The 15,519-nt window shown below is 56.5% G+C and carries 10 protein-coding genes and 3 pseudogenes; 2 read left to right on the forward strand and 11 right to left on the reverse strand.

Annotated features, from left to right (window positions below; translation table 11 throughout):
* Positions 1-43 precede the first annotated feature (43 nt).
* Entirely contained in the window at positions 44-2,077 is a 2,034-nt protein-coding gene (locus MTHE_RS06290) for a right-handed parallel beta-helix repeat-containing protein (protein ID WP_011696379.1), read from the forward strand.
* A gap of 121 nt (positions 2,078-2,198) precedes the next feature.
* Here the strand turns inward: MTHE_RS06290 and MTHE_RS06295 are convergent.
* The 11 genes and pseudogenes from MTHE_RS06295 to MTHE_RS06335 all read right to left on the reverse strand — a co-directional run.
* Positions 2,199-2,699: pseudogene (locus tag MTHE_RS06295) on the reverse strand (type I restriction endonuclease subunit R); the annotation flags it as partial.
* A gap of 143 nt (positions 2,700-2,842) precedes the next feature.
* The gene (locus tag MTHE_RS09250; protein ID WP_011696381.1) at positions 2,843-2,968 is read right to left on the reverse strand and encodes a hypothetical protein; all 126 of its coding nucleotides are present in this window, start codon (positions 2,966-2,968) and stop codon (positions 2,843-2,845) included.
* Between the two features lie 95 nt (positions 2,969-3,063).
* Positions 3,064-3,522, reverse strand: coding sequence for a restriction endonuclease subunit S (locus MTHE_RS06300; protein WP_175265875.1), 459 nt, complete (start codon positions 3,520-3,522; stop codon positions 3,064-3,066).
* Positions 3,523-3,576: 54 nt separating this feature from the next.
* A complete protein-coding gene (locus MTHE_RS06305) occupies positions 3,577-4,923 on the reverse strand; it encodes an ATP-binding protein (protein WP_011696382.1) in 1,347 nt (448 codons plus the stop codon).
* Between the two features lie 16 nt (positions 4,924-4,939).
* Complete coding sequence (locus MTHE_RS06310) at positions 4,940-6,508, reverse strand: type I restriction-modification system subunit M (RefSeq protein ID WP_011696383.1); 1,569 nt, start codon at positions 6,506-6,508, stop codon at positions 4,940-4,942.
* A 107-nt stretch (positions 6,509-6,615) separates the two neighbouring features.
* Positions 6,616-6,927, reverse strand: a pseudogene (locus tag MTHE_RS09335) (hypothetical protein); the annotation flags it as partial.
* Positions 6,928-6,943: 16 nt separating this feature from the next.
* A pseudogene (locus tag MTHE_RS06315) lies at positions 6,944-7,531 on the reverse strand (type I restriction-modification system subunit M N-terminal domain-containing protein); the annotation flags it as partial.
* 160 nt (positions 7,532-7,691) lie between these two features.
* Positions 7,692-8,954, reverse strand: coding sequence for an ADP-dependent glucokinase/phosphofructokinase (locus tag MTHE_RS06320; RefSeq protein ID WP_175265876.1), 1,263 nt, complete (start codon positions 8,952-8,954; stop codon positions 7,692-7,694).
* Positions 8,920-10,026, reverse strand: a complete 1,107-nt coding sequence (locus tag MTHE_RS06325; RefSeq protein WP_011696386.1) for a DUF362 domain-containing protein — start codon at positions 10,024-10,026, stop codon at positions 8,920-8,922. Before MTHE_RS06325 ends, MTHE_RS06320 begins: the two co-directional genes overlap by 35 nt.
* 523 nt (positions 10,027-10,549) lie before the next feature.
* Positions 10,550-12,451 carry an anaerobic carbon-monoxide dehydrogenase catalytic subunit gene (cooS, locus tag MTHE_RS06330; protein ID WP_175265877.1) on the reverse strand — a complete coding sequence of 634 codons (1,902 nt, stop codon included), beginning with the start codon at positions 12,449-12,451 and terminating at the stop codon, positions 10,550-10,552.
* A gap of 120 nt (positions 12,452-12,571) precedes the next feature.
* On the reverse strand, positions 12,572-13,591 hold the full coding sequence (locus MTHE_RS06335; protein ID WP_011696388.1) for an Acg family FMN-binding oxidoreductase: 1,020 nt from the start codon (positions 13,589-13,591) through the stop codon (positions 12,572-12,574).
* A gap of 281 nt (positions 13,592-13,872) precedes the next feature.
* On the opposite strand from MTHE_RS06335, the gene purB reads away from it, so the two are divergent.
* The gene (purB, locus tag MTHE_RS06340) at positions 13,873-15,210 is read left to right on the forward strand and encodes an adenylosuccinate lyase (protein ID WP_011696389.1); all 1,338 of its coding nucleotides are present in this window, start codon (positions 13,873-13,875) and stop codon (positions 15,208-15,210) included.
* Positions 15,211-15,519: the final 309 nt, after the last annotated feature.

The following is a 15,519-nucleotide window of genomic DNA, read 5'->3' on the forward strand; positions in this document are numbered from 1 at the left end:
TATCAGACATTGATGGTATCATGAGAGGGTGTGATAGATCGTGATGAGGCTCGTTCTTTGTGCAATCATGCTGATTCTCCTCATTCCGTCTGAGGGGCGCGTGATAAGGGTCGATGATGACGGCGGCGCTGATTTCTCCAGCATTCAGGATGCTCTTGCCCTGGCAGGGGATGGCGATATAATAGAGGTGATGAGCGGGGTTTATGCGGAGAGCGTGAACATAACAAAGTCAGTATGTGTGCGAGGGGTCGACTCAGGAGAGGGCCTTCCTGTCCTGGACGGAGGCGGCCTGGATGGTTTTGTTGCCTCATCAGATGGCGTTAACGTGAGCGAATTCATCATAACGAATGCGAGCGCGTGGGGCGCAGCGGGCATCAGGGTTCTCTCAGAGAACGCGCTCATATCAAGATGCAACGTGAGCGACTCGTTCGCTGGTGTTCTCCTGCTAGGCGGGAACGGATCTGTTGTTGATTGCAATGTAACCGAATGCCACTTCGCCGGAATTGTGGCTGCATCCTCTCGTAATACCGTGAAAATGAACAGGGCACATGAGAACAACAATGCCGGTATCCTCATTCTAAGATCAGATGAGAATCTCGTGGAAGGCAACGATGCGAGCTACAACCTCGGAAGCGGGATAAAGGTTTACAAATCAAACGATTGTGTTGTAAGAAACAACACTGCAGATACTAATGATTACGGGATAGTGCTCTCCGAGTCTCATAGATGCACTGTTGAGGGCAACATCCTCGAGAACAACGATTACGGCATATACCCATACCTCTCCTCCACGAACACCATATCCAGAAACACCGCGAGGACGAACGATTATGCTGTATACCTTTACAGCTCCTGGAATAACACCATCACAGAAAACGACCTCAGGATGAATGATGCATACGGAATTCTGATATACTATTCAGATAATAATACGATCTCATCGAATGATCTGAGATCAAACGAGATCGGCGGGCTGAGCGTGAGGGGTTCCAGAGGCAACAGATTATGCGGAAACATGATGGGCGACAGCCCATATTCGCTCCACATTGAGGACGCGGAGTTCAATATCGCAGAAGGAAACCGGATAAGCAATGGCGAGACTGGAATCATTCTTGAGAGGTCAATGAACAACACTCTCTCCGGCAACACAATCTCTGAGACGCTTACAGGGATATCGGTCTCATCTGGCCGAGGGAATATCATTGAAGGGAATAACCTCACGGGATGTAGACTCGGCATAGAGGCGAACGCATCCATCGGGAGCATAATATCAGCGAACATCATCGAGAGATGCGATCTGTGCGTTCATCTCCTCCACTCTCCGGCCTCCAGGCTCGAGGGCAACATCATCAGGCAGGGCAGCTCAGGGGTGCTCGTCGAGGCGTCCGATGGTTTTGCAGCGGTCGATAACACGTTCGATGGTGTGCCCAGAGCAATTACCATCACTGCATCCCACGGCTCCCGGGTATCGAACAGCAGCATAACCGGAGCTGACACCGCGATTCTCGTGAACTCCTCTGAAGAGGTGGTGGTGGAGGGCAACAGCATGAGCAACTCCACTGAGGGCATCAGGCTCCTCGCATCATATGATACAGAGATCGCCGGGAACGTCATCACAGGCGCTAAGAACGGAATCATCCTGGACGAATCGAATGAAAACACAATCGAGGAGAATAACATCTCGAGATGCAACAGCGGGATCACGCTCTCACGCTCCTGGAGGAACGTTCTGATGATGAATAACATCTCATACAACACCAACGGCCTGGTGCTGGATGAGGGCATGTATCCCATAGAGTCAAGCGAGAATCAGATCTACCTCAACAGCTTCGTTCAGAACAGAAACGATGTCGTCTCATACATATCGAGCAATTTCTGGAGCTCTCCCACGAGCATTCGATACATCTATCGCGGCAGGAGCTTCGAGAGCCGGATGGGCAACTACTGGCACGGTTTGGAGGGGGAGGACAGGAACGGCGATGGGATACTGGACAGTGGCAGGAGCGTTGGCCTCGAGGACGACCCCTATCCGCTCGCAGAGCCTCCGGAGAGGTACAGGGTGCTCTCAGGCGTGTGATGGACGGATGTAGACTCCTGTAACCTCAACGCAGATGTGCCATCTGATCACCGGGCGCGTTTAGAAACGAGCCTCATCGTCGCACGACGGCCGGGTTAAGTCGTTGATGAAGCCGTACTGGCTACCCCGTGCTGCCAGCTTCGCTGTAAGTCAGATCGAATACCATATCGGTCAGCCAGCGACGGAACGACTCATTGTCGCTGAATTGCTTGAACAGCTCCGTATCATCCTGGAGCAACGCGGTCATCACCCGAACGAGGGCCTTGTCGTGCTCGATGCGTGCGTTTTGTTTGTCGGAATGCTTGCGTGCATTCTGGTAGGCGGTGTCGGCCGCTACGCGTGCAGGAATCTCCTCGGTGATCAGTTTGCGCACCCGATCGGCGTCTGTCCAGGGAATGTTGCCGAACTGATCATTAAAAGCCTTGATGATGTTCGAGAGACGGTCGAGCTCTGGTTCGTGCTTGTGTCCACCGCCCACAGTGGGCACCGGTTCGATCTCGGCATCCGCATCGGGAAGCGCGATCCTCCTGCTCGCCTGCTTTTCGACCCGGTAGCTCTCCATGTCGATCGCCTCAAGGATGCCCTTTGAGAGGTCCTCCTCTTTCGGCGCCGGCAGTTTTGGAGCACGGCGCGGACCTCATCGAGATGCTCTCTGCTAACCAACAACAGGCCGATCAAGAGCCAGCGTTTGTTTGGCTCGCTCTCGTCATGGAAGACGAGGTATTCGGCCGTCCGTTGTTGGTCCCACAGATCTCGTTGCACAGCTTATAGCTCCCCCCGAAATGCCTTGTCCAGGATCGCCTGCTCGAGGTGCTTCAGCTTCTCGTCCGTCTCCGCCTGTGCCGCCTTGAGGGCGCGGATCTTCTCCTGAACCACTTCCAGGCGCGCCACGATGCGCCGCTGCTCGGCAAGGGGTGGAACGGGGGATGGGAAAATTGCGGACGGACAACAGTTTGGCTCAAGTTGGGTTGTGCACCACCGTATCGTTAAGCAAGTAAAGTGCCGCGCAAATAAATAAAAGCGTAGAACAAGAACCGTTCAATGAAAACTTTCGGCTCTTTGGGCAAAATCGCGCAAATCGCTTGGTTGGTAGCCGCTGGTATCTGGAGAATACCAACCTTTCCCGCTGTTGCACCATACATTGCAATTAGAAGTGTGCCAGGCTCGAACATTTTTGCGTTGCTATTCTGAAGCCCTAATTCGGTGATTTGTTCGGTAGCTGCAAATATATCCCTGTCATCCAATTCCCCTGACTTTATCCAAGGAATATGTCCACCGTAATATTCCAACTTATCCCTTTGGGGGGTTCCGCCTGATGTAGTTTGTGCCACCTCCCCCAACCTCACCACCCGCCAGTGCGCGGGCAGGGGGCCGAGTTCGGTCAGGCGGTAGCCGTCGGGAAGGTGGGGCGCACGCTCTGAGGTCTGCTCGCTCGGCCTATTCATTCGGGCCTCCCCTCCATTGCCAAATAATCGCCAAAATCGCCAAGTATATGCCAACTAATCGCCAACCCTCCGCAGGGCATAGTAAGCGCTTCTCCCCTTGCCGCGAGGTTTCAGGATGCCCAACTCCACCAGGCGCTTGAGATCAAGCCTTGCCCCTTCATCGGAGACGCCCGTAAATGCCCTGAACTCTCGGTTGGTGATCTTCCCGTGCTCCTTCACATAAAGCACCGCCTGGATTTGGCGCTCGTTCAAGCCCAGCGCCCGCAGGCGCTCCAGTGTGTAAGGGTCTTGCAGGAAGGTCACCCGGAGGCCGCCCTGCCAGTGGGCGAACTCAGGCTCCAGAAACCCCTGCTCGTGACAGAGGCGGATGATGCGCGTGGTGCCCGTGCCCCAGCGTTCGATGACACCGGCAAAATAGAAAGCCTGCGCAATCAACGGGTTGCGGAGCACCGACGAGTGCGGACCGTAAAGCGCCTCCGGCGTCAGGGGTGGGGGAAGTTCACCCGGACTCCAGACCTCAAGGCGGCCTTCTTCCAGACGAATCTGGATGTCCGCCGGATAGGTGTAATCCCGGTGGATGAGGGCATTCACCACCGCCTCGCGCAGGGCCTCCAGCGGATACTCCCACACTTCCTTGCGCCGGAGTCCTTCAAGCGTCGGTTCCTCGACCTTGATCTCGAAACGCACCTTGAGCACCTGCCGGAAGCGCTCCATGACGCCTTCGAGCTGTTGCCAGAGGGTGCCCTGAAAGTCGTGGCTGTCCAGAATCTCGTTACCCCGGAAAAGTCCGACGCGCACCTGAGCCAACGGAAAGAGCCGCTGTGGGCGTTTTCCAAAGAGCAACACCGCGGCGTTCTTGAGCCTGCCGTCGCTCAGGAGATCGAGGTTCTGCAGGGTCTGCTCGGGGTTTTCAGCGTCGAGATAAGGGAGCTTAGGCCGGGCCAGGCGGGCGAAGTTGGCAAGGGCTTCGCGATTAACCTCATCCAGGCCCCACTCGCTGGGGAGGCCATCCCAGGTGCGTCCCGAGCGCTCCAGGATGTGTCGGGCCAGTTCATCCGGGGAGTAGTCCCGGTTCGTCGTACCTACTCGGCGGAGATACCGACCGCCGTAGGAGACTAGGCCAGCCGCCGGTTCCACTTGAATTTCGATGACTGGTCTGCCTTTCATGTCCACCACCTGAATGGAGGGCGTGACGCCTAAATGGGATGCGATGAGGTTCGTAATTCGCTGGACCTCCCGGTCGTCCACCGTCGTCCCCACAATCTCGCCATCGTCCCGGATGCCGACAAGAAGCGTTCCGCCTCGAGTGTTGGCGAGAGCCGCCAGGTCCTCCAGGGCCCTGTCGGTCCACTGGCGCTTGAACTCCAGCGTTTCTCCCTCCTGTTGGTCGATTCTGGGCATCTTTGCTCTACCCTCGCTAAGTCAGTCCCAAGGCTTTCAGTACTTCGTTCAGCTTCCGGTCGGCCTGGGCTCGCTCTTCCTCGGCCTCCCTGAGGAGGACCACCGCGTCTTCCAACGCCAGAACCTCCTCCTTGTCGTTGCTGGCCACGTAGCGGCTCGGCGAAAGGTTGTAGTCGTTTCGGGCGGCTTCCTCGTTGGTGATGACCGCCGCGAGGCCTTCCTCGGCCCGCCAGTCGTGGTACAGCCGGGCGATGGTCTCGATGTGCTCGTCGGCCAGGTAGTTCTTGGGCCGCCCCTTGGCGAACAGTTTGGAGGCGTTGATGAGCAGAATCTCCCCCGGGCGGCGCTTGCGGCGGTTGACCACGATTATGAACCCTGGGGCGGTGGTGTTGTAGAACATGTTCTCAGGGAGCAGGATCGCGGCCTCTATCAGGTCGTTCTCAACGAACGCCCTGCGGATGTCACGCTCGCGGTTCGAGCCCTGATTGCCGCTCCCGCGGGAGACCGCGCCCGTATCCAGCACCACGGCCATGCGGCCGCGCTCGTTCAGTGAGGCCAGCATGTGCTGCAGCCAGCCCCAGTCCGCGCTGGATGAGGGAGGCACACCGAAACGGAAGCGCTCGTAGGGGTCGTTCTCATAGACCTCGGTCGGAAAGTCCTGGTTCCACATGGGATTGGCGGTGACCAGGTCAAAGGTCATCAACCGACCGGTGGCGTCGCGAAACGCGGGGTTGCGCATGGTGTCGCCCAGGCGGATGTCGGCCTCCATGTCGTGGATGACTGCGTTCATGCGGGCCATGGCAAAGGTGGTGGGGTTGATCTCCTGGCCGAAGAGGCGCAGGGGTGCGTGTTCGGGCGGCAGGCGGCGGTGGCCGTTTTGCTGCTCCCCGCGGGTTTCCAACAGTCTCAGGTGGCACTTGATGAGCAAGCCGCCAGAGCCACAGGCCGGATCGTATACGGTCATGCCGGGCTCAGGCTCCAGGATGCGGGCCATGAGCACCGCCACCTCGCGCGGGGTGTAGAACTCGCCCGCGCTCTGCCCCTGGCCTTCGGCGAACTTGCGCAGCAGGTACTCGTAGGCGCGTCCCAGGATGTCCGGCTCCACGTCCCGCAGCCCCAGACGATGGCGGGAGAGCACATTCACGAGCTTGGCGAGGTACTCATCGGGCACGATGTGCTGGCCGGCAGCGGTGGCGTTGAAGTCCACCAGGTCAATGACGCCCCGCAGCCGCGGGTTTTCGCGGGCCACCGCCCGCACCGCGTCGGTCAGGTACTGGCCGAGCCCCGTGGTCTGCTTGCGGATGTTGGACCAGCGGGCCCTTTCCGGGATGTAGAAGCGTACCGAGCCGCGGCTATTTGCGATGGTACCGCGCTCGCGCTCATCCTCCACGATGCGCGTCGCTACATCCCGGCTGCCGAATTCCTCGGCCAGACGGTCAAGTTCGTCCTCGAACACGTCGGAAAGCCGCTTCAGGAAAACCAGCGGCAGGATGTAGTCCTTGAACTTGGGAGCGTCCAGGGGACCGCGAATGGCGCAGGCCGCGTCCCAGAGCCAGGTTTCCAGGGTAGATATGTCAAGCGGCACAGGGTTGTACCTCCTTTGGGCGGTTTTGGTAGAACCTGGTAAATGGAACGACCGGTTCCTGAATTATTATCTTGCTGCCTGTGTTTCAGGCATTCCAGCGGATTCTTCGTAGCGTAGGCAAAGGCAAGCCAGAGGTCTCTCGCATAGGTCTTAACCTGCTCAAGCCCTTCCTCCGGCGGCTCTGATTCGCCCTTGGCCTCCACCATCGCAATCGGAAAAGCGTCTGAGAGATGAAGGAGGTAATCGACTTTTCGCGCCTTGCCCCTGCGAACCCGATCGCCCACCAGGATGACGCGCCCCTGCGTGTACTGCTGGTCCCGCTGGTAGTAGTGCTCCCTTGTGATTTGTGTGTCGGCCCAGCCTGCGGCTTTCAGTTTCGGGTCGATGAGCGTTGCCCGCGCGTCCGCCTCGTTTCTCATGCGACAGCCTCCTCTAGTGCTCGCCAACCTCCTTATTGTTTTCTTCGTTAAAGCGCCGCACCAGCTCCTCGAAGATGGTGCCCATGGCGTGATTGTCGAGGCCCGGCAGGCGCACGCTGCCGTCGCTGTTGAGCACAGGGTAAGGACTCAGGTTGATGGACGGGTCGAGGAACTTCTCGATGAGCGTGCCCAGCGCGTCTGCTTTGGCCAGGCGAGGGATTTGGTTGCGGAACTCGAAGTTGTCGATGATCTCCTGCACGTTGGGCGAGAAGCCATCTAGGTAGGCGCGAAAATCCGCCTCCAGTTGCTGGCGGCTGGCACGCGCCTTGAGGTCGCGTAGCGTGAAGGGGGAGGTGTTGTAGAAGGCTTGACCAGCGGCCTGTCGCAGAGCAGCATCTTGGTGTACGATCCCCGCTTTGTCGAGTGAAGCTTTCATGTCGAGCACGGCCTGCTTGGTGGGCTCCAATACCGCATCCAGTCTGCGGATCACGGTCATCGGGAGAATGACGTCACGATATTTGCCGCGCACGTAGAGGTCGCGCAACACGTCGTCGGCGATGCCCCAGATGAAATTCGTGATCCATGTGATTTGACCGTTTTCCATGCTAAACCATCCTCTAATCTAGTAGAGGCATGCCGTTCTAAGAGATGCATCCGATGATTCTGCTCTCAATCACCTGGTGAACTTTCTGCGAATAAAAATTATGCTCGAGATCGCAGACCGCGCCCGCCTCACCGGTCCAGAGGGTGTTCCTCTCAGGATGCTACTTCAGAAGCGTGTACAGTGTGGCCGCGGTCAGCGCGTCCCCCAGGCCGACGGTCGTCACAGGATCCGACGCCACGAAGGATGGATGAACGCAGACGCTCGATCCATCGTTTTCCCTGAACGCGCCGAGACCAGCCCTCCTCCCGCCGGCGCGCAAGAGATCCTCCACCGCCCTCCTCCCCTCATCACTCACGCCCAGATTCGCCGATCTATCAATTGACCCTGTCGCAGCGAGCCGGCCCGCGATCTCCGCGCCCATCTCCAGTGCCGCGATCTCTTTTACCGGATCAGGCGAGATGCTCACCGTGAACTCCCGGGTGTGGACACACACCCTGGGGATGCCAAACTCCTCTTGTATCTGCTCGGCAGCCCCTGCGATATCCTCCCAGTTCTCCCCTGAATCCGCCAGCATCGAGAGCTCATCCTCATTCATGCCGATGCTATCGACCTCCAGGATCTCCAGGAGGAATCTCATGACCTCCTCTCGTTCAAAACTGCCCATCTCAGCGTGGCTGTATCGCGTGTCGAGCCACCATCTCATCAAGCCCAGACGCTCCTCGAATATCTCCCTGTGGAGCTCGTAGGGGACGAGATGGAATCCCGAAAGCACCACACCCTTCACAGCAGGATCCGGCCTTCCCAGAAACGCTCGGAATGCGGGATTGATGTGCATCATCCGATTCAGCGGGTCGAACGTCGCGATTATCCTGTTCTCTCTCGGAGCCATGATCCTGCCCGAAGGCGTATCGACACACTCACCACTCCTGTACTGTATCACGAAGTGCCTGAGCTCCTGCCCATCCTTTGACGCATGCACAGGATCTGTGAGTGAAACGCCTCCTCCCATGACAGGAACCCTGACCGCATGATGAAAAAGAGATGCCTGGCGTGGAGTAAGGGATGGAACGTTGACGACGGGCTCTGCTCCGAGCGCGGCGAGAACGTTTGCGATGTTCCCCGCATTCCCACCCATTCTGATCTCCCAGTTGAAGAGCGATGCGATCTCATCCGCAACCTTCTCACCCTCAATAATCAGCTCGCTTCCCGTTCCGTGGCCCATGTGATGCAGGATCGAGATCGCGAGATCAGACAGGGACGTGATCCCCGATGGGATCTCCAGGGATCTGAGTAATGGACAGAGATCCCGGAAGAGCATCTCGATCTCCTCCCCTGTAATGGTGTGAACGCAGTCGATGTTGACGTTGAATGCGCAGAGCACCCTGAGATCAGATCCTGATGAGATTGTATTTGCCGGTGCCAAGGCCGATCTTCTCCCCATACACAATCTGATGCAGAGCGTTCGTCGACTCCCAGCACCCCCTGAACTTGTCCTCTCCGGGCATCCTGTTGCTCTTCAGGTAGCTGTTCTCGAGCCCCATCTGCGCGTTGACTAGATCGTAGCTGGCCATGTCGATGGCGACCGGGTCCCTGGATGCGAGAATTCCTATGTCCGGGACCACCGGAGCATCGGACCAGGGGACGCAGTCGCAGTCCGGCGTTATATCGATCAGAAAGTTGAAGAAACCGACGCGTCCGGATTTGCCGAGAACAGCTCCATATGCATACTCAACCATTCTCTCCACGAATGGGGGTATCGCAACAGCCCAGTCGAAGTCCATTGCCCTCTCCAGGCATGCCCTGACGCACTCGCCGCATCCGACACAGACACCGAGATCTATGTATGCTTTCCCGTCAACCACAGAGATTGCAGACCTGGGGCACGCCTTCATGCATCTGCCGCATCCCCTGCATTTCTCTTTATACACCATGGGCTTTGCAGTGTGCTGCTCAGCCTTTCCGATCGGCGGCGCGCACCCCATGCCGAGGTTCTTTATCGCCCCGCCGAAGCCCGCCACCATGTGCGCCTTGAAGTGAGATATCACGATCATGCTCTCGGCGCTGACGATATCCCCGGCGATCCTCACAGATCTGAAGTGATTGAGGTTCACATCAACACTGACGTGGTTCTCGCCACGCAGTCCGTCTGCGATTATGACGGGCGCGTCGACGACCGCATATGCGAAGCCATGCCCTATCGCTGTCCGGATGTGGTCCACAGAGTTCCCACGGCCGCCGCTGTACAGCGTGTTAGTGTCCGTCAGAAACGGCCGCGCGCCCTTCTCCTTCACAAGCTTCACGACCTCACGCACGAATACAGGGCTGATGTACGTGTCATTCCCCACCTCGCCGAAGTGGAGCTTTATGGCGGTGAGATCGCCTTTATCGATAATTTTATCGAAGCCTGCAGCGTTGAAGAGCCTTCTGATCTTCTCGAGCTTGTTCTCGCCGTCGCTCCTGGATCTCATGTCCTTAAAGTAAACATCGCTGGTCATGATACTCCCCTTTGTGAATGTGCTGGCCTGCTAATCAGGCTTTCCATGCTCTTATCGGACGTGTCCGAATAAGTATTAGGTGTTCGCTCTTATCCATCTGATAACTTGCCCGAAGAGGCACCAGTCACGCTGTGCGCTCGTGGCGAGCGAATGAGTGCATTCAGCAACCGGCCTGCATGGCTTCCAAGTTGCTGAATACATAAGAGCGTAGGTGTTTATTATGTGCAAAAGAGGGGAAGATCCAGATTTCTGGCCACAGCTCTTATCCGGACAGGTCCCTCTTATCACGCTGTGAGAGCTCTGCTGATATCGAGCATCCAACGCTCGGATGTGGTTTCACGAATTGTCGATACGTATTTACTCAATATCGTGAGCGTACTTGAGTTACTGATCAAGTGAAGCCGCTATCATCGGGCATGTTGTTCATCCAGAAATCCGCCAAGAGGGCAATTTACCTCAACGTATTGAGCATGTTCGTCGATACTCCTCGCAAGAGGGCCGGATCATGCGGCTCACCGCAGAATCAGATCCCGAGCGCCGATCGTTTCTCCTCGATGTGCCCCAGTATCAGCTCTGCAGCCTTCACAGGATCTTTCTCCACAGATATCACGCCGCCTGTTACCTCCCTGCAGCCTCTGAGGAGCAGATCCAGCAGCCGAGGAGCTCCGGTGATTGTCGGCACAGGGTTCACGTATGTGTAGAGGCCAAACGCAAGCGCGAAGATAGCATCGATTGTGGCCTTCTGCTCCATGTATTCGGGCGCTGCAGCAGCCACCGGCAGATCCTTGACAGGCACGCCAAGCATCTCCGAGACGCTCCTGAGAAGCTCGGAGAGCCTGCCGACATCGGTGCATGTCCCGTAGCTCAGCACTGGAGGGATACCAAGAGAGCTGCAGATCCCTTCCAGACCGCTGCCTGCCAGAGCTGCAGCCTCCTTTCGACAGAGTCCGGCGAGCTGCATGGCAGCATTTCCGCAGCCCATTGAGAGGATCAGAACATCTCTTTTTATGAGCTCCTTTGCCAGTGCGACGCTGTGCACATCCTGACCTGAATCTCTGAGCGTTGTGCATGAGACCAGACCCACAATGCCCCTGATCTGCCCTGATTTCAGCGCATTCAGAAGCGGATCGAGGCTGCCGCCAAGCAGTTCCAGAATGCTCTCCGTGGAGAAACCAACAGTCGCCTCCCCAGCAGGCAGATCTCTCACGTGCTTCTCTCCCGATCTGCGCGAGGGATAGTTAGATATCGCCATCTCCAGGAGCTTTGCGGCCTGATGCTCCACCTGCTCAGGCACATAATTCAGCCTGTCACTGATGCCTTCAAACGCAACAAGCTCGCTGACGGGAACCAGCCTGAAGCCGTATCTCCTCGCATACTCCGGATCAAGAGGAAGCGAGCAGTTCATATCGCATGCCATGAGGTCTATGGAGCCTGTGGCCATCATTGGCTCCTGAGAGATCCAGTTTCCGGTAAAACCACCGAGCACCTCATCCATGGACCAGCGCTGTATTATCTCCTGGCCGGTCTCGATGCTCGCTATTATCCTCAGACCCCTTGCGCCCGCGCTCCTCGCCCTCTCCTGCCATTCAGGCTGCCTGGCGAGCATTATCATCGCGAAGCCCATGAACGGCTCGTGGCCGTTGACCACGACATTCACGTAATCCGGATCCAGGACTCCGAGATCGACCATCATCTTGTGAGGCCTAGGAACACCGAAGAGCACGTCCTGGCAGTGTTCCAGCACCATCTGGCTCTGATACGCCATGGCTATCGAGAGGCGCATCGCCTTCATCGCCAGGCTCTCATAACTTCCATCAACGTTTGTGAGGCATGAGCCTGTGGCCAGAAGTATCTCCCCGTGGATGCCTCCAGGAAATATGCCTAAAGCTCGCCACAGATCCTTCCGCTCAGCAGGTGCGAACGCCTCCACGATCTGGCTCTCCTGATAGTAGCTCCGGTTGAAGTCTGCTTCGACCGCATCACAGAGCCTGAGAGCTGTATCCTCTGGAGATCCGGATGTATCGATATCGAGCATGGAGGCGAGACGTCTCAGCTTTTTCTGCTCAACGATCCTGAACGGAGTTCTGCCAAGAGCTGTTGCTCTGAGCGTCCTTATCGTCTGCTCCGCATGGTAATGGTATGTCGATGCGCCCATCACGTTTCTCAGAAGCATCATGCGCATCGCCATGCCATCCGCTGATATCCCGCAGACACCCCGCCTGTCCTTCGATGCATCTGCCCTGCAGGGGCCGTTGGAGCAGAGATCGCATCGCGTCCCTGCCATGCAGTACGGGCATCTCCTGTCGGGATCTCCTCCCATGCCCTGGGACTCATAGCGGTCCCAGAGGTTGCTCATGCCATCTTTCCTTATCTGCTCGTACATCCGCCGAACAGATTCATGATATGATATCCTCTCCGGCTCCATATCTCTCACTCCATACACATCGCACCGGCTGGCCGCACCCAGCATGGTTGCGTGAATTCCGCCATCTCTGCAGTAAAGAGACGTGAGGCTGCTGCTGGATCACAGACCTCATCACCACACTCATTCCACCAGCACCAGCTCCACCGGGCGTCTCGGAGTGTGCCTGGTCGGCGGGGCGTATCCCATGCGTATGAGGAGCTGTGGATACCTGACGCCAAGAAACTCCGCCATCTCTCCTCTCAGCTCATCTATTGCTACTGGCTGGCTGAAGAGATCGAAGCGCACGTCCATCTCAGTCGCGAGAAGGAACAGCTTCTCGAAGGTGACGCCCAGCCTGACCCACGTCAGTTTATCTTCCGAGTCTGATGATAGAACTGCTGCTGCAGGAGATTCTCTCATGAGAGCAGACTCCTTTCTGGCCCTTGACCAGGATGTGTCGAATGCCCCGAAGATGAACTTTCCAAGGTACGACTCGAAATCAGAATAGCCAAATGCATATCCAGGCAGCCCGTCATACGCATCCGAGGTGTTGGGTCTTATCCAGGATGCCAGCTCCCTCCTGAACTCCTTGTTCCCGAGCTGTATCTTGTGGGCGCGTGCGAGTATCTCTGCCATCCGGTTCTTGCCATCCGGATCCGTCATTATGTCCAGCCTGAATCCATCATTCTCCACGAGCTCTTTCATCCTCTGGAGCTTCTCAGGCTCGATCTCCCGCTCCTCAAACCTGCTTCGATTTGTGTGCCGCTCTGTTATCTGTCTGAACAGGTCAGGGAACCTCCTCTCAGCGATGCCCTCTGAAAAGCCGATGACAGCGATGCGATCCGCATCAATCCCATCCGGGAAGCATTCGACACTGTAACCCAGATTGAAGTGCTCTGCAGCTATGAGCATGTTGGCCACTGCACAGCCCAAACTCATGTATGCGGTCCGGTGCGTCGGATCGACTGCCGGAAGCGTTCTGGATCTGTCAAATATCACAGATATGCTGCTGTCTTTGATTGAGAACTTCCATGGCTGTGTGTTCGGACCCGAGGGGGCGAGAACCGCGTACCTCAGGACAAATTTAAGCTTATCATACATGCTTCCGCGTGATGGAAAATCCTCCTCACGTACATCCCATGCGGCAAGGTTTTTCATCATAGATGTTTCCTCCTTGGCATGCAGTGGCCTGACGCGCCACATGCTGCACAGCAGGGAGCGCAACCGACAAATATATTGTGAGCTGATGAAATATAAAAGTTGGCTCATCGTGAATGGGCTGGAGAAATGGCAACTCTGAATCCGATCCTCTCGCTGATCTTCGACGAATATCGATTCTCTTCCGTTTGCTCTCCCTGAGTCATCGTGCACTCCCTGCTCCTCTGTTTCAGATGAATTACAACCCGCAACTCCTTTAACATGGCAAATTCACCTGCAGAATCATGCCGATACATCCGATAGATTACAGGTATGGAACGCCGGAGATGAAGGCGATCTGGGAGGAGGATTACAGAATCAGTATGCTCTTCAGGGTGGAGGCAGCCCTTGCCAGGGCAGAGGAGGAGGTTGGTCTCATCCCGAAGGGGGCTGCAGATGCGATAGCAAGGGCAGCGGAGATGGCATCGCCCCAGCGGGCAAAGGAGATCGAGGCCGAGATAGGACATGATATGATGGCAGTTGTCCTGGCGATGGCGGAGGTCTGCGACTATGGGGAGTGGATACACCTCGGCGCGACATCAAACGACATTCTCGACACAGCAACAGGCCTGCAGCTCAAAGCATCTCTGGAGATCATAGAGGCAAAGCTCAGGGAGCTGCTCAGAGTCCTCCTGGACCTGGCTATGGAGAACAGAAATCTCGTATGCGCTGGTAGAACACACGGACAGATGGCGGTTCCAACAACATATGGATTGAGGTTTGCAATATGGGCCTCGGAGGTCGCCCGTCATATTGATAGGCTCAGGGAGATACGACCCAGAGCTGCAGTCGGGAAGATCAGCGGTGCTGTTGGGACACAGGCAGCATTCGGGCCTCACGGCATGACAATACAGCGCAGGGTCATGGAGATCCTCGGGCTCAACGAGGTCGATGTCTCAAACCAGGTCGTGCAGAGGGATCGGCATGCAGAGGTCATCTGTCTCCTGGCTCTCATCGCCTCTACTCTCGACAAGATCTGCGTGGAGATCAGAACTCTACAGAGAACAGAGATCGCAGAGGTGGAGGAGAGCTTCGGCAGGAGGCAGGTCGGTTCGAGCACAATGCCTCACAAGAGAAATCCGATAAGATCCGAGCAGGTATGCGGTCTTGCTAGGGTTGTAAGAGCTCAGGTTGAGCCGGCGTTTGCGAACATACCCCTCTGGGACGAGCGAGATCTGACAAACTCCAGCTGCGAGCGCGTCATATTCCCTGAGGCTTTCGTGCTTACAGATCACATACTCAACCTCACAATCAGGATCCTGAAAGGGCTCAGGATACGAAAGGAGAACGTTGAGAGAAACCTCACATTGCTCAAGGGTCTGAACATGGCCGAGGCCGTCATGGTTGAGCTGGCTAAAAGGGGCGCTGGCAGGCAGACATCCCATGAGATTTTAAGGGCTGCATCAATGAGAGCGTTCGAGGAAGGAAGAGAGCTTCTTGATGTTCTCCTTGAGGATGGGACTGTCACGAAGTACATTAGCGAGGATGAGATCAGAGAGCTGCTCGACCCCCACAGGTACACGGGCACAGCTGTCGAGCAGGTAGAGCGGCTTGAAAAGAAGCTCAGACTGTACTGCGAATGAATGCAATCGAGAGCATCGCGATATGTTGGGTCGTGTGCTCGAATAGTTGATGATTCTGCTGGAATCGAGAGCCATGGGCAGGATATCCCATGAGATTGAGCACTGCGGATTCCAATGATACGGGCACAAGATCGAATTGGGAAGATAGGAGGCAAAAGGCGGGTGTCGGAGGTGGGAACGCGTCCGGCTTTTGCCCAAACAAATTAAGGCAATTGTCGAATATAAATATTTCGGTTGAGTGGGGGCTGTCCGAATAAGAGCTGAATTCAGTAATCTGCAGCTTGCTGCTTTTGGATGTCGCGGGTAATT

The organism is Methanothrix thermoacetophila PT (assembly GCF_000014945.1).
Classification (GTDB): domain Archaea; phylum Halobacteriota; class Methanosarcinia; order Methanotrichales; family Methanotrichaceae; genus Methanothrix_B; species Methanothrix_B thermoacetophila.